General features: G+C 65.8%; 15 protein-coding genes and 2 pseudogenes. 7 read left to right on the top strand and 10 right to left on the bottom strand.

The annotated features are described in order from the left end of the window. Positions 1-5: 5 nt before the first annotated feature. The 8 genes and pseudogenes from QOH60_RS21370 to prfB all read right to left on the bottom strand — a co-directional run bounded on the left by QOH60_RS21370 (position 6) and on the right by prfB (position 7,102). Positions 6-2,330 carry a putative bifunctional diguanylate cyclase/phosphodiesterase gene (locus QOH60_RS21370; RefSeq protein ID WP_526423870.1) on the bottom strand — a complete coding sequence of 775 codons (2,325 nt, stop codon included), beginning with the start codon at positions 2,328-2,330 and terminating at the stop codon, positions 6-8. Between the two features lie 116 nt (positions 2,331-2,446). Then, positions 2,447-2,941 carry an SsrA-binding protein SmpB gene (gene smpB / locus QOH60_RS21365; protein ID WP_526423869.1) on the bottom strand — a complete coding sequence of 165 codons (495 nt, stop codon included), beginning with the start codon at positions 2,939-2,941 and terminating at the stop codon, positions 2,447-2,449. Between the two features lie 2 nt (positions 2,942-2,943). Next, positions 2,944-3,855 (bottom strand): permease-like cell division protein FtsX, encoded by a 912-nt coding sequence (gene ftsX / locus QOH60_RS21360; RefSeq protein WP_526423868.1) that lies wholly within the window; start codon positions 3,853-3,855, stop codon positions 2,944-2,946. Next, entirely contained in the window at positions 3,856-4,545 is a 690-nt protein-coding gene (gene ftsE / locus QOH60_RS21355) for a cell division ATP-binding protein FtsE (protein WP_526423901.1), read from the bottom strand. After that, on the bottom strand, positions 4,545-4,832 hold the full coding sequence (locus tag QOH60_RS21350; RefSeq protein WP_526423903.1) for a hypothetical protein: 288 nt from the start codon (positions 4,830-4,832) through the stop codon (positions 4,545-4,547). The genes ftsE and QOH60_RS21350 overlap by 1 nt, the downstream gene beginning before the upstream one ends. Positions 4,833-4,858: 26 nt before the next feature. After that, positions 4,859-5,005: pseudogene (locus QOH60_RS21345) on the bottom strand (Rv3103c family proline-rich protein); the annotation flags it as partial. Then, positions 5,002-5,997, bottom strand: a complete 996-nt coding sequence (locus QOH60_RS21340) for a mechanosensitive ion channel family protein (protein ID WP_526423867.1) — start codon at positions 5,995-5,997, stop codon at positions 5,002-5,004. The gene QOH60_RS21340 and the pseudogene QOH60_RS21345, both read right to left, overlap by 4 nt. Next, a complete protein-coding gene (gene prfB / locus QOH60_RS21335; protein ID WP_526423866.1) occupies positions 5,987-7,102 on the bottom strand; it encodes a peptide chain release factor 2 in 1,116 nt (371 codons plus the stop codon). Before prfB ends, QOH60_RS21340 begins: the two co-directional genes overlap by 11 nt. A gap of 97 nt (positions 7,103-7,199) precedes the next feature. Here prfB and QOH60_RS21330 point away from each other — a divergent pair, with 97 nt between their 5' ends. The 3 genes from QOH60_RS21330 to QOH60_RS21320 all read left to right on the top strand — a co-directional run bounded on the left by QOH60_RS21330 (position 7,200) and on the right by QOH60_RS21320 (position 13,054). Beyond that, the gene (locus QOH60_RS21330; protein WP_526423865.1) at positions 7,200-8,567 is read left to right on the top strand and encodes an FAD-dependent oxidoreductase; all 1,368 of its coding nucleotides are present in this window, start codon (positions 7,200-7,202) and stop codon (positions 8,565-8,567) included. Positions 8,568-8,801: 234 nt separating this feature from the next. After that, positions 8,802-11,123 carry a putative bifunctional diguanylate cyclase/phosphodiesterase gene (locus QOH60_RS21325; RefSeq protein WP_526423864.1) on the top strand — a complete coding sequence of 774 codons (2,322 nt, stop codon included), beginning with the start codon at positions 8,802-8,804 and terminating at the stop codon, positions 11,121-11,123. Between the two features lie 116 nt (positions 11,124-11,239). After that, positions 11,240-13,054 carry an Hsp70 family protein gene (locus tag QOH60_RS21320; protein ID WP_526423863.1) on the top strand — a complete coding sequence of 605 codons (1,815 nt, stop codon included), beginning with the start codon at positions 11,240-11,242 and terminating at the stop codon, positions 13,052-13,054. On the opposite strand, the gene QOH60_RS21315 is transcribed toward QOH60_RS21320, so the two are convergent. Then, entirely contained in the window at positions 13,051-13,377 is a 327-nt protein-coding gene (locus QOH60_RS21315; RefSeq protein WP_526423862.1) for a hypothetical protein, read from the bottom strand. The genes QOH60_RS21320 and QOH60_RS21315 overlap by 4 nt on opposite strands. 23 nt (positions 13,378-13,400) lie before the next feature. On the opposite strand from QOH60_RS21315, the gene hisN reads away from it, so the two are divergent. From hisN to QOH60_RS21295, 4 genes are all read left to right on the top strand, one after another. Next, positions 13,401-14,177, top strand: coding sequence for a histidinol-phosphatase (gene hisN, locus QOH60_RS21310; RefSeq protein WP_526423861.1), 777 nt, complete (start codon positions 13,401-13,403; stop codon positions 14,175-14,177). A 64-nt stretch (positions 14,178-14,241) separates the two neighbouring features. After that, entirely contained in the window at positions 14,242-15,633 is a 1,392-nt protein-coding gene (locus QOH60_RS21305) for an acyl-CoA dehydrogenase family protein (protein ID WP_526423860.1), read from the top strand. Between the two features lie 38 nt (positions 15,634-15,671). Beyond that, a complete protein-coding gene (locus QOH60_RS21300; protein ID WP_526423859.1) occupies positions 15,672-16,880 on the top strand; it encodes an acyl-CoA dehydrogenase family protein in 1,209 nt (402 codons plus the stop codon). Between the two features lie 90 nt (positions 16,881-16,970). Then, the gene (locus QOH60_RS21295) at positions 16,971-17,630 is read left to right on the top strand and encodes an SGNH/GDSL hydrolase family protein (RefSeq protein WP_526423858.1); all 660 of its coding nucleotides are present in this window, start codon (positions 16,971-16,973) and stop codon (positions 17,628-17,630) included. Here QOH60_RS21295 and QOH60_RS21290 read toward each other — a convergent pair. Further along, positions 17,603-18,210, bottom strand: a pseudogene (locus QOH60_RS21290) (hypothetical protein); the annotation flags it as partial. The gene QOH60_RS21295 and the pseudogene QOH60_RS21290 overlap by 28 nt on opposite strands.

The following is an 18,210-nucleotide window of genomic DNA, read 5'->3' as shown; positions in this document are numbered from 1 at the left end:
CGATGCTAGCCCGGTCCGGGGCTAAACAATGTTTGCCTGACCGGACTCTCGCGCACGGATGCCGACCAGTCGATGTCCGCCAACGCCGACGGGCGCCCGAACAAATGCCCCTGGGCCAACCGACATCCGGCGGCGAACACGGTTTCGGCCTGATCGATCGACTCAATGCCCTCGGCGATCACCCCGAGGCCCAGGGCAGCACAGAGTCGAATCACCGAGCGGTACAACGTCAATCGTCCACCTGGCCTGCCCGCGATCGCCAGGCTGCGGTCGAGCTTGATGATTTGCACCGGCAACACATGCAGGTACGTCAGCGAGTTGTGCCCCGCGCCGAAATCGTCCAGCGCAACCGTGATGCCCATTGCTCTCAGCCTGACGATCTGCGCGGCCGCGTCAGCGAGATCGACGATCGGCACCGTCTCTGTGACCTCGATGACGAGCTGGCTCGGCGTCATGCCACACCGCATCAGCGTGTGCTGCAACTGCTGCTCGAACTCGAGACTTCCCAGCCGGGCCGCGCTGACGTTCACATGAACGGGCAGGTCCAAACCCGCCGCTTCGACGTCCCGACAAGCGAGATCCAGCACCAACCCGTCGACCGTCGCCCCCAGTCCCGCTGCCTCCGCGGCGGCCACGAAAGTCTCTGGGGGAATCTCGGTTCCGTCGGGCGCAGTCCACCTCGCCAGCGCCTCCACCGCCACCGGCGTCTCATCCGGAAGCCGCACGACCGGCTGGTACACGAGGCTGAAGCCAGGCGGTATGCCACCGTCGGCCTGGCGCAGCGCGGTGACGAAATCCGTGGACACCCCCAACGACGGTCGATAGACCACGGCGGTGTCCTTGCCGACCCGCTTTCCCGCGTACATCGAGACGTCGGCTCGCCTCAGCAGATCGTCCGACGTCGGCGTGGGTTCGTCCGCGTCAGGACGAACCAGGCCCATACTCGCCCGCACTCGCACCGACGACCCGTGAATGGCGAACGGATCGCGGAGTGCCACACGGATGCGGTCGGCGACGACTTCGGGCGCTTCGAGTTCGCCGTCGACCAATATCGCGAACTCGTCGCCGCCGATGCGCGCCAGCGTGTCGGAATCCCCCACGCAACCCTGAAGCCGCTGCCCCACCGCACGAAGCAACTCGTCGCCTGCGGCGTGCCCGAACCGATCGTTCACGTCTTTGAAGTCGTCGAGATCGACGAAGATCAACACGAACGGGCCCTCGTGAATTGCCTCGTCGAGCCGCTGGGCGAACAACAGCCGGTTGGGCAGTCCGGTCAGCGCGTCGTGGTGTACCTGATGGGCCAGTCGGCTCTGCGCTTCGAACAGCCGCAGCGTCAGCAGCCGCTGCGCGCGCATGGCAACCACCTGTCGAGCCGCGATCAGCACCACCACTACCAGCGCCCCTGCGATCACCACCGGGGTCAGCTTCTGCCCGATCAGCACGTGGTAGGCCATTAACAGCGCGATTCCGGTGAACCCGACGTACGGCAGCACCAGCTGTGCCCAGTCCATGGCGTCGTGGCCACGAGCCGTGTCGGGCTTCTGCCGGGGCGACAGATCAAGCAGTGAGTACGCGATCAACAGCGGCCCGAGGACGAATCCAATCCCGCCCCACAGCTCGCCGCGTTCCACCCCGACATTCTGGAAATAGGCGACCATCCTGTCGGACGACGCGAGGACGACGACGCCGCCGGCGAGCAATAGATAGGTCGATCGATACGGGCGATCCGGCCGGTAGGCCAGTCCCATCAGTTCCGCCGCGACGACCACGATCAATTCCAAGGCGGCATAGGCGATCACGACGGCGGCGCTTCCCGATCGTGGCAGGGAGTTGCCGGTCAAAGCGCCGAATCCTGCGATGAGCACGAGCAACGCGAACGCGATGGCGGCCACCAACCCATCGAGGACCGCGATGACGGGCGAATCACCGCGTGACATTCCGTCGGGCTGTCCGGTCACACCGCTGCTCGCGCGCACCAGCAGCAGCATCGCGGCGAAGGAGGCCAGCGGCGGGAGGAAATACGCTGCGACGGCCACGGGCGGCGCGATGCCGCCGGTGAGTGCGGTGCCAGTCGACCACCACAGAAGCTCGGCGACCAGCCAACTCACAAACGCCGCGACGACCAGCAATCGCCACCAACGCGCGATGCCACTCACCTGCCGTGCCGTCACCACCGCGCAGACGAGAGCTCCGAGGCCGACGATCGACCGCAGTGCCAGTTCCCCCCAGCGCGCGACGCCCTGCCCCCATAGGGCCAGCGCGTTGACTGACACCAGCACGGTGGCTGCGGCAAACAGTCCGACCCGCAGCCGGTAGGCATTTGCCGACACGCGACTCCTTCCCGTAGGGCTGCCTGGCGATCGTCAAACTGCCATGATGCCCCAACCTGCCCAATTAGCCCACCGCCAATGGCGCCCACCGGCACAAAAGACAGCAAACTCCGAGGCTAGGTCATGCCCTTCGCACGGCGGCCGAGCTCGCGGGTGACTTCACGCTGGGCGTCGCGACGCGCCATGTCCTGGCGCTTGTCGTGCGCCTGCTTGCCACGGGCCAACGCGAGCTCGACCTTGACCTTTCCTTCGGTGAAATACAACGACAGCGGCACCAGCGTCAGGTTGCCGTCGCGGATCTTGCCGATCAGCCCGTCGATCTCGCGGCGGTGCAGCAGCAGTTTGCGGGTCCGCCGCGGAGCGTGGTTGGTCCAGCTGCCCGCGAGGTATTCGGGAATGTGGACGTTGCGCAGCCACACTTCGCCGTCGTCGACGGTCGCGAACGCGTCGACCAGCGACGCCTTGCCTTCGCGCAGGCTCTTGACCTCGGTGCCCTCCAGCACCACGCCGGCTTCGAACACGTCGAGTATTGAATAGTCATGGCGCGCTTTACGATTCGTAGCGACGACCTGTCTGGGCGGCCCCTTGGAGGCCGGGCTCTTCTTGCTCACGGCTAGCGCCGCACGTAAATCCGCAGCGTCGCATACGCCGCGACGCCCGCAATAACCACGCTGAGCAGTAGAAAGGGCGTGATGTACAGCACGTCCAGATAGTCGACGCGCGCAATCAGCGGCGGGTTGGGTGGCGGCACGTCGTAGAACCGCTTCAATGCACTCTCAAGGAAGAATGCCCTGACGAACAGCAGGCCCACGACGGCGATGATCACACCGATCAACGCCGCGAGCATCGCCTCCAGCAGGAATGGCAGCTGCGTGTACCAGCGACTCGCGCCGACGAGCCGCATGATCCCGATCTCGGTTCGCCGATTGAAGGCCGATACCTGAACCATGTTGGCTATCAACAAGATTGCGCCGACCGCCTGAACCAGAGCGACCGCAAACACCGCGTCGCGGACTCCGTACAGCAGCGAGAACAATTTGTCGATGAGGTCCTTCTGGTTGAGTACGCCTTTTACCCCGGGCTGAGCCAGCATCTCTTTGGTGAATCCGTCGGGGTTCTCCGGATTCGTCAGCCTCACTTTGAACGACGCGGGAAACGCTGATCTGCTCGCGAAATCCTTGAACGACGGGACCCTGCTGATCGCGTCGTCGTATGCCTTGTCGGGGTTGAGATAGACGACGTGCTCGACCTCGGAGGAGCTCTTTTTCTCGAGCAGTTCCCGCAGTGCCCGGCACGGATTCTGCTGGCAATCCGGATCACGTTGGGACACATCAGCATCCATGAAAACCTGGGTTTCCACCCTGCTGAGGTAGATCTTGCTTGACTGATCGGCCAGCCGCCACACCAGAAGCGCGCCGCCGAACAGCCCGATCGAAATCGCGGTCGTCAGGATCATCGCGACCGTCATCGTCACGTTGCGACGAAACCCAGTCCAGATCTCGTTAAGCAGGAATTGCCAGCGCACTTAGCGGTCCATCCCGTACACGCCGCGCATCTCGTCGCGCACCAGCTTTCCCATGTCGAGTTCGACGACCCGCTGGCGCATCGCGTCGACGATGTGGTGGTCGTGTGTGGCCATCACGACCGTGGTTCCGGTCCGGTTGATCCGTTCAAGCAGATCGACAATGTCCTTACTGGTCTCCGGGTCGAGGTTCCCGGTGGGCTCGTCGGCCAGCAGCACCAGCGGCCGGTTCACGAACGCCCGTGCCATCGCGACGCGCTGCTGCTCGCCACCGGAGAGTTCATGCGGCAGCCGGTTGGCCTTGCCGAGCAGCCCCACCATCTCGAGGACTTCGGGCACCACCCGCTTGATCACCTCGGTCCGCTTGCCGATCACTTCGAGGGCGAACGCGACGTTTTCGAACACGGTCTTCTGCTGGAGCAGCCGGAAATCCTGGAACACGCAGCCGATCACCTGACGCAGGTGCGGGACGTTTCGGCCGTGGATGCGGTTGACGTGGAACTTGGACACCTGGATCTCGCCCATGGTGGGTTTCTCCTCGGCGAGCAGCAGCCGCATGAACGTCGACTTCCCCGAACCTGAAGGCCCGATCAGGAAGACGAACTCACCCTTTTCGATCCTCACGCTGATGTTGTCGAGCGCAGGCCGAGTCGACGACTTGTACTGCTTGCTGACCCTGTCCAGGCTGATCATCACGGCACGCCAGTGTAGCGGGGGCTCGACAGGGTCACGGTCAGCGCGACGGCGGCACTGTTGGGCCGGGGCCCGGGACGGCCGACGGCGGCACGCCCGGCGGCGCGGGCGTCGTGGTCGTCGGCGAGGTGGGTGCGCTCGTCGAAGTTCCGCTCGTCGGAGTTCCGCTGGGCGTCGGGGCGCTGGTGTCCGTCGGCGATGTCGTCTCCGTCGGTGGGGTGGTCGTGGTGGTCGGCGTCGTGGTGGGCGTGCGGCGCGGTTCCTGCACGTTTGTGCGCGGCACCCACGTGTAGTCCGGCGGCGCGATATTGGAAACCGGCTCGGGCGTCGGAGGTGCTGGCGGCTTGTACTGCTGGTACAGCCAGAAACACAGGACGAAAGCCACGATCAGCCCCACGGTCGAGGTACGGAACCGGCCACCGAACAGATACCGGGGCCAGCCACGGTCTTCCTTGATCACGCGGAGCCGCCCTCACCGGTTTCCTTCGCCGCAGACGTCTCCGCCGGGGACGCGATCGCGGCCACCATCGGCGTCGACTCCGTAAATGCGGCGATGCCTGCGTGGCCGAGAGCCCGGACCACGAGCACACGCAGCCGCCGGCCGACCTCGAACTGCTTGCCCGGCAGCGTCCGCGCGACCATGCGTAGGGTCACGCGCTCGGTCTCAATACTCTCCACGCCCATCAGTGACGGCGAGTCGAGCAGCAGGTCCTTGAGTTGCCGGTCCTCGGTCGCCTTCTCACACACCTCGTGCAGCACCTCGTTGACGGCGTTCAGATCGGCGCTCACCGGAACCGGGATGTCGACGACGGCCCTGGCCCAATCTTTCGACAGATTCACCGTTTTCACGATCTGTCCATTGGGGATCGTGAACACTTCGCCATCACTGGACCGGAGCTTGGTGACTCGCAAGGTGACTTCTTCGACAGCGCCTTCGGCCGGCGCGGCTATCCCGGCGACCGTCAGCGAGACCAAGTCGCCGAACCCGTACTGGCGCTCGGTGATAATGAAGAAGCCGCTGAGCAGGTCCTGCACAATCCGCTGCGCGCCGAAACCGAGCGCGGCGCCCAACACCGCGGCAGGAGCCACCAGCGACGCGACCGGCACGTTGAGGATGTCGGTGATTTCCACCACCACGATCACGTACAGGATCGCGATCGACACCCACGAGATCACCGACGCGACGGCCTGGCGGTGCTTGGTGGCCTCTGAGCGGACGAGGGCGTCGCTCTCCTGGAAGCCTTCGTCGAGTCGGCGGGTGATCCGTTGAGCCGTCCAGTTGATGAACCGGGTGAGAATCAGCGCAGCGATCACCCACATCGTGATCCGCAGCCCACGGGTGATGATCCACTCGCCGATCTGGCCGCGCCAGAATGTGTGCCACTGGTCCGACAGAGATAAAGCCAGGACCCTGGTCATATTGACGCCAAAGGCGTCGGTGTTAGTCGTCATCTTTTCTGTTACGCCACCGGATTCCCGCTTCGAGGAACCCGTCGATGTCTCCGTCCAGTACCGCAGCCGGGTTTCCGACTTCGTATTCGGTGCGCAGGTCCTTGACCATCTGGTACGGCTGCAGCACGTAGGAGCGCATCTGATTGCCCCACGAACTGCCGCCGTCGCCCTTCAGCGCATCCAGCTCGGCACGTTCTTCTAATCGCTTGCGTTCCAATAACTTTGCCTGAAGCACCCGCGTCGCCGAAACTTTGTTCTGCAATTGCGACTTCTCGTTCTGGCAAGTGACGACGATACCGGTTGGGATGTGCGTGAGTCGAACCGCCGAGTCCGTCGTGTTCACCGATTGGCCACCGGGGCCGCTGGATCGGTACACGTCAACGCGCACATCGCTTTCCGGAACGTCAATGTGATCTGTGGTGTCCACCACAGGCAGCACCTCGACTTCCGCGAAGGACGTCTGGCGGCGGCTCTGGTTGTCGAAAGGGCTGATCCGCACCAGCCGGTGGGTGCCCTGCTCCACCGATAACGTCCCGTACGCGTACGGCGCGTGCACGGCGAACGTCGCGCTCTTGATGCCCGCCTCCTCGGCATAGGACGTGTCGAACATCTCGACCGGATACTTGTGCTGCTCGGCCCAACGCACATACATCCGCATCAGCATCTCCGCCCAGTCGGCGGCATCCACGCCGCCGGCGCCGGAGCGGATCGTGACGAGCGCCTCACGTTCGTCGTACTCGCCGGACAGCAGTGTGCGAACTTCCATCGCCTCGATGTCCGCCTGCAGGGACTTCAGCTCGGCGTCGGCCTCCACTAGCGCATCGGCACCTTCGCTTCCGTCCTCTTCGGCGGCCAGCTCGTACATCACCGGCAGGTCATCGAGCCGGCGTCGCAGGTCCTCGACCCGGCGGAGCTCGCCCTGGGCGTGCGACAGCGAGCTGGTGACCTTCTGCGCGCGCGTCTGGTCGTCCCAGAGGTTGGGATCGGCGGCCTGGTGCTCGAGCTTGGAGATCCGGGCCCGCAATCCGTCGAGGTCGAGCACGCCCTCGACGCTGGTCAGTGTCGAGTCCAGCGCTGCGATGTCGGCTTGACGGTCGGGATCCACGGAGCACAAGGGTAGCCTCCGTCTACCATCGGAGCCGAAACGTCTCGGCCCAGCGAGAGCCCCATCGCGCGGCCGGGCAACCGGGGGAGGCTCAAAGATGCGTCCTTATTACGTGGCGATCGTCGGTTCGGGACCGTCGGGCTACTTCGCAGCGGCATCGCTGCTGAAGCTGGCCGAGGCCGACGAGCCGATGGACGTGCACGTCGACATGCTCGAGATGCTTCCCACGCCGTGGGGATTGGTGCGCTCAGGGGTCGCCCCCGATCACCCGAAGATCAAGTCGATCAGCGCCCAGTTCGAGAAGACCGCCGCGCATCCGCAGTTCCGGTTCTTCGGCAACATCGCGGTCGGCGAGCACGTGCATGCTGATGAGCTGGCCGAGCGCTACAACGCGGTGATCTACGCCGTCGGCGCGCAGTCGGACAAGCCGTTGCGTATTCCCGGCGAGGACCTGGCGGGCAGCGTGGCGGCCACCGAGCTCGTCGGCTGGTACAACGCCCACCCGCAGTACGTGGACATATCGCCGGACCTGACGGGCGAGCGCGCGATCGTCGTCGGCAACGGCAACGTCGCGCTGGACGTCGCGCGCATTCTCGTCACCGATCCCGACGAGCTGCGCACCACCGACATCGCCGACCACGCACTGGATCTCCTCGACCCGCGCGGCGTCGAGGAAGTGGTGATCATCGGGCGCCGCGGGCCGCTGCAGGCCACTTTCACGACCCTGGAACTGCGTGAACTGGGCGACCTGAAGGGCCTCGAGGGCGTCGACGTGATCGTCGATCCCGCCGACATGGCCGACATCACCGACGAACAGGCCGACGCCGCCGGCAAGACCGTCCGCAACAACATCAAAGTGCTGCGCGGGTTCTCGAAGACCAAGCCGCGGCCCGGCAACCGCCGGATCGTCTTCAAGTTCGCCACCTCGCCGATCGAAATCCGCGGCGACGGCCGGGTGGAGCAGGTGGTCCTCGGCCGCAACGAACTCATCGCCGACGAGAACGGTCGCGTGGTCGCCAAAGACACCGGCGAACGGGAGATTGTTCCTGCGCAGCTGGTGGTACGCGCCGTCGGCTACCAGGGCGTGCCGACGCCGGGGCTGCCCTTCGACGAGCGCACGAACACGATCCCGCACACCGAAGGCCGTATCGAGGGCAGCCGCAACGAGTACGTCGTCGGCTGGATCAAACGCGGCCCGTCGGGAGTGATCGGAAGCAACAAGAGCGACTCGCAACACACCGTCGACACCCTGGCCGCCGACCTGGCCGCCGGGACTCACACCGAGTTCGACGAAGGGCACTCCGACACGCTTCTGGAGTGGTTTCTCGAGCGGCAGCCGAAGCTGGTGACCGACGAGCATTGGCAGCTGATCGACCGCCACGAGCGCACCACGGGCGAACCGCACGGCCGCCCGAGGGTGAAGCTTGCAAAGCTCGCCGACCTGTTGCGCATCGGACACGGCTAGCGCGACGCCTGCCCGGCCGCCATTTCGCTGACACCGACGGTGGCAACGCGGTCGAGCCGAATTCTCGCGGTAAAAACCTCGGCATCGGCCTCACAGCAAACACCGAATAGTTGGCACAACCCTAGGCTTTCAGGTACGTTCGGTGGTTGCTAGAGCGCTCTGGCAATCGCTTGCATTTCACGACCTGCATGGCCGTCGTCTGAGTCGGATTCGGAGTCGCATGAGATGTCACGGGTGAAGCGGCCTGTGGCCGGTGCGCTGCCCGTAGTCGTGTGCGTTGCAGCCGCGATCTTCGCGACATTCCGGATCGGCGGGTGGGGCGATCCGCAGACGATTCGCGCCGTCAACGATTTGACCTTGTTGGGGTTCGGTTGCTTTGCTCTCGGCTGCGCGATCGCGGCGTCAAGACGCTCGCAGGGCCGACAGCGACGGGCCTGGGCCTACCTGGCGGTGGGAATCGGCGGCTGGGTCACCGCGGTCGCAGTCTGGACCTACTACACCGTGGTCCTCGGCTTGCCCCAGGTTCCCCACCTGGCTCTCGGGGTGCTGGCCTTCGCTCTGCCGATCGCGGGATGCCTCGCGCTCATCACCTTCCCTGTCGGCTACGCCGGCCAATCGCAGTGGCGATTCCTGCTCGACGGACTGATCGTCGAGGGCTCGCTTTTCCTGATCGCCTGGGTGGTGGTCCTGGAGCGGATGTACCACAGCAGTGCGGCACCGCGGTCGGCGCTGACGCTGACACTGATGGCGACTGTTGCCGACATGGTGACGATCACGGTGGCCGTCCTGGTAGTGAGCCGCGCCCGCACCGGCCAGCGTTTGGTGCTGGTCTTGCTCGCCGCCGGCCTTGCGGTAATGGCGGTGTCCGACATCTTGTTCGTCCACGTGACCTTCAACCACGCATCCGAAGGCGCGCGGTTCGTCGCGGCCGGCTGGGCGGTCGGGATCCTCACGTTGGGCCTCGGGGCGTTCGTCGGCTGCCGACCCACACAGACACCCCCAAGTCGGGCGTCGTTGCCTGCGTCGATGTCGATGTGGCTGCCCTACGTGCCGCTGATCCTCGCCGGCATCATCGTCGCCGGCATGCACCGCGAACATGTGCAATCGGGCCCGGTGCTCGGTATCGGCATGGCGTTGGTAATCGTCGTGCTGGCACGCCAATTCGTGGTGGTTACCGACAATCGGAGGCTGCTCGGAATCGTCGCCGACCGGGCGATGCGCGACCCTTTGACCGGGCTCGCGAACCGTGACCTGTTCGATAGCGAGTTGGCGCAGGCCGTTTCGCGTTATCACGCCCACAAGCGCCCGCTCGCCGTGTTGTCGTTGGACGTCGACGATTTCAAAGTTGTCAACGACAGCATGGGGCATTCCGCCGGAGACGCGTTGCTGAAATCGATGGCAGAGCGCCTCAAGGGCTGCGTGCGCGACGGCGACACGGTTGCTCGCCTGGGCGGCGACGAATTCGTTGTCCTGATCCAAGACCCGGCCGATGACGCGCATGCGGTAGCGCGCCGGGTTGTCGACGCGTTCGCCGTACCGTTCGACATCGACGGGCAAGACCTTCTGCTGCAACCGAGCGTCGGGCTCGCCGTCACCTCCCACGACGACCGCACCATCGCCGGCGATGTGCTGGTGAAAAGAGCTGACGTGGCAATGTATTCGGCGAAGCGGCTGCGTACCGGCGGACTGCAGACGTTCGGCACAGGCATGGACTTGGCCGACTTCGATGAGCCGCACCGCAACCACGGGTCCAATCCGAGATTGCTGCACGACGGGGCAGAGGCGGTACGGCTGCTCGGCGAATTGCGGCGCGCCATCGGACATTCTGATCTCGTCACGGTGTACCAGCCGAAGTTCGATCTGGTCACGCTCGAGGTCGTCGGCGTCGAAGCGCTTGTGCGCTGGCCCAATCCCGATCGCGGCATCCTCGGCCCGGAGGAATTCCTCCCGCTGGTGCGCCAACACGGCTTGATGCACGCGGTCACCGAACACGTCATCGAGATGGCGCTCGACGACGCGCTGAACTGGTACCGCGACGGCGGGAGAATACCCGTGGCGGTCAACCTCTTTGCCGCATCGCTTGGTGACGCGCGACTGCCCGACCGGATCCTGAATGCGCTGGCCGCGCGCGATCTGCAGCCCGAAGCATTGATCGTAGAGATCACCGAGGATCTGTTGGTCGACGACATGATGCGGGCACGCACCGTCCTGCTCACCCTGCGGGAGGCGGGTGTGCGGATCTCCCTCGACGACTTCGGTAGTGGCTATTCGGCATTGCGCAACTTGCGCGAACTGCCAATCGACGAAGTGAAGTTGGATCATGACTTCACCGCATCCATATTGACCGACACGCGCTCCGCGGCGATCGTCCGTGCGGTCATCGATCTCGCTCACGATCTCGGAGTGGCCGCTGTTGCCGAGGGTGTCGAAAACTCCCAAACCGCAGACCGGTTGCGCGAATACGGCTGTGACATGGCCCAGGGCTTTCACTTCTGCCGGCCGGTCTCCAGTTCGGAGATACTCGAGTTACTCGTCCCCACGGCCGGGCCCCGTTAAGTCACGCAGCGGATTGCCATCATCACTTAAGGTTTCGCGGCGGGGTGTCGGCGGCTTCTGAGCACGATCGCCGGTTATCGTGTCCGCCTAAGACTGTCGTCGACTCAAGGTGCACTATGAGCGGCCCGCTGGGGTTGTCGATCGGAACGGCCAACGTGGTCGCGGCGCGAGTCGGAAGCCCGCCGTGGACACGATGCGCGACGCTGACGTTGCGCCACGACGCTGCGCCGGAAATCGGTGCGCAGGCTCCCGACGCGGGCGCCGTCACGATCACCGGGTTCGTGGAGCGAGTCGGCGACCCGATTCCGCTGGTCGCCTCCGACGGCTCACGACATCGCGCGGACACGTTGATGGCCGACGCATTGGCCGCGATGGTCGGCGCCGGGGGTGCGGCATCGGATATCGCCATCGCCCACCCCGCACACTGGAACATCGGCGCGTTGGCGGCGCTTCAAGTGGCGATGGAATCCCATCCCACCCTGGCGCCCAACGGCGTTGCCGCACCACTGGTCAACGACGCGACCGCAGCGCTGACCGCGCTGGCAACCGACCCCGGCCTGCCGTCGGACGGCGTCGTCGCGCTTCTCGATTTCGGCGCCAGTGGCACAAGCCTCACGCTGGCCGACGCGGCGGCCGGCTTCGCCGTCGTCGACGAGACCGTGCGCTTGACCGACTTCTCAGGCGAGGCCATCGACCAATTCCTGTTGACCTACGTCGTGAACGGCCTCACGGGCGCAACCGGATTCGACCCGTTGTCCACCGCGGCCGTCGGCGCGCTTCGACTTCTGCGCGACGAGTGCCGGCGCGCCAAGGAAGCGTTGTCGGCTGAGTCGACGACCGAGGTCGTCGTCGAACTTCCCGGCCACCGCAGCCAGATTCAGCTGACCCGCTCGGAGCTGGAAGACCAAATCGCAGGCCCGTTGACACTTTTGCTTTCCTCGGTTCAGGAAGTATTGGGACGCAACGATATTGGCCTCGCTGCCATCGCCACCGTGGGCGGTGGGGCAAGCATTCCGGTGATCACCCAACGACTCTCGGAGGAATTCCGCGTGCCGGTGGTGTCGACGCCCCGGCCAGAGCTCAACGCGGCCATTGGTGCCGCGTTGATGAGCGCACGCGGCCCGAACCCAGATGCAGCCACGGGGGTGTCGGTTGCGGTCGCGTCATCGGCGACCGACGCCGTCGTGATACCCGTCGACGACGCTGGGTCATCGACGTTCCGGGCGCTGGCGTGGTCGGAAGACGCCGACACCGATGACGATCTCGTGCCCTACACCGGCGAGGACTACACCACAGAGGGCCTCGGCGCCCGCCCGGCGGTGCAGTTCCTGCCCGCGACTGGTCCCGTGATCGAGAAGCCGAAGCCGCGCCGGCATCGCCGCCCGCTGGCGCTGGTGGGGTTCGCGGCCCTGATACCCCTCGTCACCGTCGGCGCGCTGGCCTTCACGCTGACCGGTAACGAACGGCGCATACCGGCGACCACCCCGTCTGTCACGGCAGCCCCGCCGCCGCCGGCCAGTGCAATCCCCGTCGCGCCGCCGACGTCGGTCGCGCCCGCGGTGATCGAACCCAGCACCCCGCCACCGGCCCCTCCTCCCCCGCCGCCGCCACCCTCGCCGCCACCAACACCGCCCATGACGCAGACGATCACGAAGCTGATCACCCCGAGCCCGCCAAAGGCCACCACCCCGACGACGACCACGACCACGTCGACCACCACGTCGACGACGACCACCACAACACCCACCCCGACCACAACGACGACGACTGAAACGACCCCGACGTCAACCACGAATCCGATGACGACGTCGTACATCACCGTGCCGTTCGTGCCGGTCCCGATACCGGTCCAGGTGCCCGCCGCCCAGACTCCAGCGCCCGCACCGTATGCGCCATATCAGCCCTACGATCCGTACACGCCGCATTACTAGGCGGGCGGCTCTTCAGGCGCGACGCGCCAGTTGTCGGGGTTCTTCGGCGAGTAAACCACCGGGATGAGATCACCCATGCTGGGCCAGTTTTCGACGTCGACGGCCCACCGTTGGTACACCACGTGCTCGCTGACGCTCGGGCCGTTGATCACCCCTGTCACTGTGACGAACTGCTCGCCGGTGGCATCGGGGCGCGGACTCACACCGGTGATCAGCAGTGTGCCCTGCAACGCACCTGCCGGCTGCCGTCGCCGCATCAGCCACGGGCCTGCAACGAGCACGATCGCGCCGATGATCAGGACAAGCCATAGGATCTCCCACACACCCTCATGGTAGGACTGCACCCATGAGCGACCGGCCCGACGACCTCGCGCTCGCGCTTGCGTTGGCCGACCGCGCCGACGCCCTGACCACAGCTCGGTTCGGCGCCGTCGATCTGCGCGTCGACACCAAGCCTGATCTCACGCCCGTGACCGACGCGGACCGATCCGTCGAAGCCGCGCTGCGTGAGGTGTTGTCCCGCGAACGGCCAAGCGATGCCATCATGGGCGAAGAATATGGTGGCACAACGGAATTCGCGGGCCGGCAGTGGGTTATCGACCCGATCGACGGCACAAAGAACTTCGTCCGCGGCGTGCCCGTGTGGGCCACGCTGATCGCGCTGCTCGACGACGGAGTGCCGGTCACCGGGATCGTCAGCGCACCAGCGCTGAGCCGGCGGTGGTGGGCGGCGTCCGGGCACGGTGCCTACGGGGCGGTCGCGGGCTCGTCGCCGCGGCGACTTGCGGTCTCGGCGGTTTCCGACGTGTCGGCGGCGAGCCTGTCGTTCTCCAGCCTCTCGGGATGGGGCCCCAGGCGTGACAAGTTCATCGCGCTGACCGACGCGGTGTGGCGTGACCGCGCCTACGGCGACTTCTGGTCGTATTGCCTGCTGGCCGAGGGCGCGGTGGACATCGCGGCCGAGCCCGAGGTCTCGCTGTGGGACCTGGCCCCGCTGGACCTCCTGGTCCGCGAGGCCGGCGGTGCGTTCACCGGCCTCGACGGCGCGCCCGGCCCGCACGGCGGCAGCGCGGTGGCAACCAACGGCCTGCTGCACGACGCGGTATTGCGCGCCCTAGCCTAGCGGACCTTACTCCAGAGTAAGGTACGGTTTACCCGGCACTGCCACTGACAATGAGGCCGCAGACATGACTGAACCGCGCTCCGCGCGCCGCAAACGACGTGCCAAAAAGGCCGGCCGCGAAAGCGCTGTCGGCCTGCAAAGGCACAAGCGCACTCCGACGGCCATCGGGCTGGCGCTGATCACCCCGATCGTGGGCCAGGAATTCCTCGACCGCCACCGCCTGCGTGACCCCCTGAACCGTGCCCTGCGGTACGGGATCAAGCAGACGTTCTCGGTCGTCGGCGCCGGCAACCGGCAGTTCAAGCGCGTGCAGGACCTGCGCGGCGGACCGACGCGGCTGAAGACCAGCGGCAGCGATTACTTCGACCTGACCCCCGACGACGAGCAGAAGATGATCGTCGACACGGTCGACGACTTCGCCGCCGAGATCTTGCGGCCGGCTGCGCGCGACGCCGACGACGCCGCCGCCTACCCGAAGGATCTGATCGCCAAGGCCGCCGAGCTGGGCATCACCGCGATCAACATTCCCGAGGATTTCGACGGAATCGCGGCGCACCGCAACACCGTCACGAACGCGTTGGTGGCAGAGGCACTTGCCTACGGCGACATGGGTCTGGCGCTTCCGATCCTCGCCCCTGGCGGCGTCGCGTCGGCGATCACCAACTGGGGCAGCGCCACACAGCAGGCGACGTACCTGCCCGAGTTCGCCGGCGAGAACGTGCCGCAGGCGTGCGTGGCGATTGCCGAGCCACAACCGCTGTTCGACCCGATGACCCTGAAGACCACCGCCGTACGCACGCCCAGCGGCTACCGCCTCACCGGGGTGAAGTCACTCGTGCCAGCGGCCGCGGACGCCGAGCTGTTCATCATCGGGGCTCAATTGAACGGCAAGCCAGCACTTTTCATCGTCGAGTCGTCGGCACAGGGTCTGTCGGTCAAGGCCGACCCGAGCATGGGCATCCGCGCCGCGGCGCTTGGACAGGTCGAACTGGACAACGTCTGCGTGCCGCTGGGCGCGCGGCTGGGTGAGGACGAGGCCACCGACGCCGACTACTCCGACGCCATCGCGCTGTCGCGCCTGGGCTGGGCGGCGTTGGCGGTCGGTACATCCCATGCCGTGCTGGACTACGTGGTTCCCTACGTCAAGGAGCGGCACGCGTTCGGGGAGCCGATCGCACATCGACAGTCCGTTGCGTTCATGTGCGCCAACATCGCGATCGAGCTCGACGGCTTGCGGCTGATCACCTGGCGCGGCGCCGCGCGGGCCGAGCAGGGCCTGTCGTTCGCGCGGGAGGCCGCCCTGGCCAAACGGCTGGGCACCGACAAGGGAATGCAGATCGGGCTGGACGGCGTGCAGTTGCTGGGCGGGCACGGCTACACCAAGGAACACCCCGTCGAGCGCTGGTACCGCGATCTTCGCGTGCTCGGCGTCGCCGAGGGCGTTGTAGTTATTTAGAACGAGTAGTCATTCCTCATCGAACTGAAAGTTCAGTCATGGCAATCAACTTGGAAATGCCTCGCAAGCTGCAGGCAGTGATCGAGATGGCGCACGAGGGCGCGGCCGAAATGCTGCGGCCGATCTCGCGCAAGTACGACCTGGCCGAGCACGCCTATCCCGTCGAACTCGATACTCTCGCAGACCTTTTCGAGGGCGTCACCGAGGCCAACACCGTGGCGTTCGCCGGGACCGATGCGTTCCGCGAAGGCGAGGGCAATAAGGAGAACCAGAACGGCGCCAACATGTCGGCGCTGGTGAATGCGCTCGAAATCAGCTGGGGCGATATCGCGTTGCTGTTGTCCGTGCCCTACCAGGGTTTGGGTAATGCCGCGATTTCGGGCGTGGCCACCGACGAGCAGCTGAAGCGGCTCGGCAAGGTGTGGGCGGCGATGGCGATCACCGAGCCGGGATTCGGATCCGACTCGGCCGCGGTGACGACGACAGCGCGGCTCGACGGGGACGAATACATCATCAACGGCGAGAAGATCTTCGTCACCGCAGGCGGACGGGCAAGCCACATCGTGGTGTGGGCGACGCTCGACAATTCCAAGGGTCGCGCAGCGATCAAGTCCTTCGTCGTGCCGCGCGAGCATCCCGGGGTGACGGTGGAGCGGCTTGAGCACAAGCTCGGCATCAAGGCGTCCGACAGCGCGGTGATCCGCTTCGACAACGCCCGCATCCCGAAGGACTTTCTGCTCGGCAACCCAGACATCCAGGTGGAGAAGGGGTTTGCGGGCGTCATGGAGACGTTCGACAACACCCGGCCGATCGTGGCGGCGATGGCCGTCGGTGTGGCGCGGGCCGCGTTGGAGGAGCTGCGCAAGGTCCTCACCGAGGCCGGCGTCGAGATCTCCTACGACAAGCCCTCGCACGCCCAGAGCGCCGCGGCCGCGGAATTCCTGCGGATGGAGGCCGACTGGGAGGCGGGCTACCTGCTGACGGTGCGCTCGGCGTGGCAGGCCGACAACAACATCCCGAACAGCAAGGAAGCGTCGATGGGCAAGGCCAAGGCGGCGCGAGTGGCCACCGACATCACCCTCAAGGCCGTCGAAATGTGTGGCACCATAGGGTATTCCGAGCAGACCCTGCTGGAGAAGTGGGCCCGCGATTCCAAGATCACCGACATCTTCGAGGGCACCCAGCAGATCCAGCAGCTGGTGGTGGCACGCCGGCTTCTGGGCCTGTCGTCGGCCGAGTTGAAGTAACGTCCTTCCCGAACACGCGCGAACGTCGATTACCCGTCGATTTTTACGCAAAATCTCGACGGGTAATCGACGTTCGGCGACGGGAGGGCCATGCCACGCAAACGCGTTCTGTGCTTCGGCGATTCACTGACGTGGGGCTGGATCCCGGTCGCCGACGGCATGCCCACGCAGCGCTACCCACGCGACGTGCGGTGGACCGGAGTGATGGCCGACCGCCTGGGCGACGAGTACGAGGTCATCGAGGAGGGGCTCTCGGCCCGCACCACCAACGTCGACGACCCCACCGACCCGCGCCTCAACGGGGCCGCCTACCTGCCCGGCTGCCTGGCCACCCACCTGCCTCTGGATTTGGTGATCCTGCTGCTCGGCACCAACGACACGAAGGTGTACTTCCGACGCACGTCGCTCGACATCGGTCTCGGGATGGGCGTTCTCCTCACACAGGTGCTCACCAGCGCTGGCGGAGTGGGCACCGTGTATCCGGCACCAAAAGTGCTCGTGGTCTCGCCGCCGACGACGGCACTCATGCCGGACCCGTGGTTCGCTCTGATTTTCGAAGGCGCACACCAGAAAACCGCCGAGTTGTCCGAGGTGTACAGCGCGCTCGCCGGGTTCGCGAAGGTGCCCTTCTTCGACGCGGGTTCGGTGATCACCACCGACGGAGTCGACGGGCTGCATCTGACCGCAGAGAACAACCATGACCTCGGGGTTGCGCTCAGCGATCAGGTCCGCACACTGCTGACCTCCTGAGGTGCTGCGGCCCACTCCAGTAGGTGCGGCGCGATGAGGCGGTGCAGCGGGCTGACGAGCGTCCAGATGACCCGCGCGGGGACGGGCCGCACGTAGTCGACGAACGTCGTGAATGCCAGAGTCGACGAATCAGTCTTGCGCCCAACGATGGTCCCCCGCAGCAGCGGCCCGGCCGCCTCGAGGCGAAGCACCGTTGGAGTGGAAGTCACCACCTGCCAGCCGAAGAGATGATCCGCAGAGTCGAGGGGGCCGAGCCGGAATCGGAGGATGTGTTGATGCACGACCGGGACGACGGGCACGTACCGCGCGACCGACGGGCCTCGCGCGAGGGCCGCCCGGAACGCCTGCTCCGGTGTGCGCGCGTCGGCCTCGGGCACGTCGACCTCGAACGAGTCCGCATAGTCGTAGTGGCCGCCGAAAAGCCGTGAATCCTCGTCTGCCACCCGTCTGCGACGAGCCCGCGGCGCCCCCTCGCGCTCGGCGAGCGCCTTGATAGTGAGCAGTTGCTTGCGCATCATCACTAAATCTCCTGCCGCCATGGGATTTCCGAGAAATCTCGGCCCGTCGAACAGAACTCGGG

The organism is Mycobacterium sp. (assembly GCF_032159765.1).
Classification (GTDB): Bacteria; Actinomycetota; Actinomycetes; order Mycobacteriales; family Mycobacteriaceae; genus Mycobacterium.
This window is presented reverse-complemented; position numbering and strand designations above follow the sequence as displayed.

Coding starts and splice junctions, on each gene's coding strand:
- ftsE (WP_526423901.1), bottom strand. CDS start 4,545: ATGATCAGCCTGGACAGGGTCAGCAAGCAGTACAAGTCGTCGACTCGG.
- QOH60_RS21340 (WP_526423867.1), bottom strand. CDS start 5,997: ATGACGACTAACACCGACGCCTTTGGCGTCAATATGACCAGGGTCCTG.
- QOH60_RS21330 (WP_526423865.1), top strand. CDS start 7,200: ATGCGTCCTTATTACGTGGCGATCGTCGGTTCGGGACCGTCGGGCTAC.
- QOH60_RS21320 (WP_526423863.1), top strand. CDS start 11,240: ATGAGCGGCCCGCTGGGGTTGTCGATCGGAACGGCCAACGTGGTCGCG.
- hisN (WP_526423861.1), top strand. CDS start 13,401: ATGAGCGACCGGCCCGACGACCTCGCGCTCGCGCTTGCGTTGGCCGAC.
- QOH60_RS21305 (WP_526423860.1), top strand. CDS start 14,242: ATGACTGAACCGCGCTCCGCGCGCCGCAAACGACGTGCCAAAAAGGCC.
- QOH60_RS21300 (WP_526423859.1), top strand. CDS start 15,672: ATGGCAATCAACTTGGAAATGCCTCGCAAGCTGCAGGCAGTGATCGAG.
- QOH60_RS21295 (WP_526423858.1), top strand. CDS start 16,971: ATGCCACGCAAACGCGTTCTGTGCTTCGGCGATTCACTGACGTGGGGC.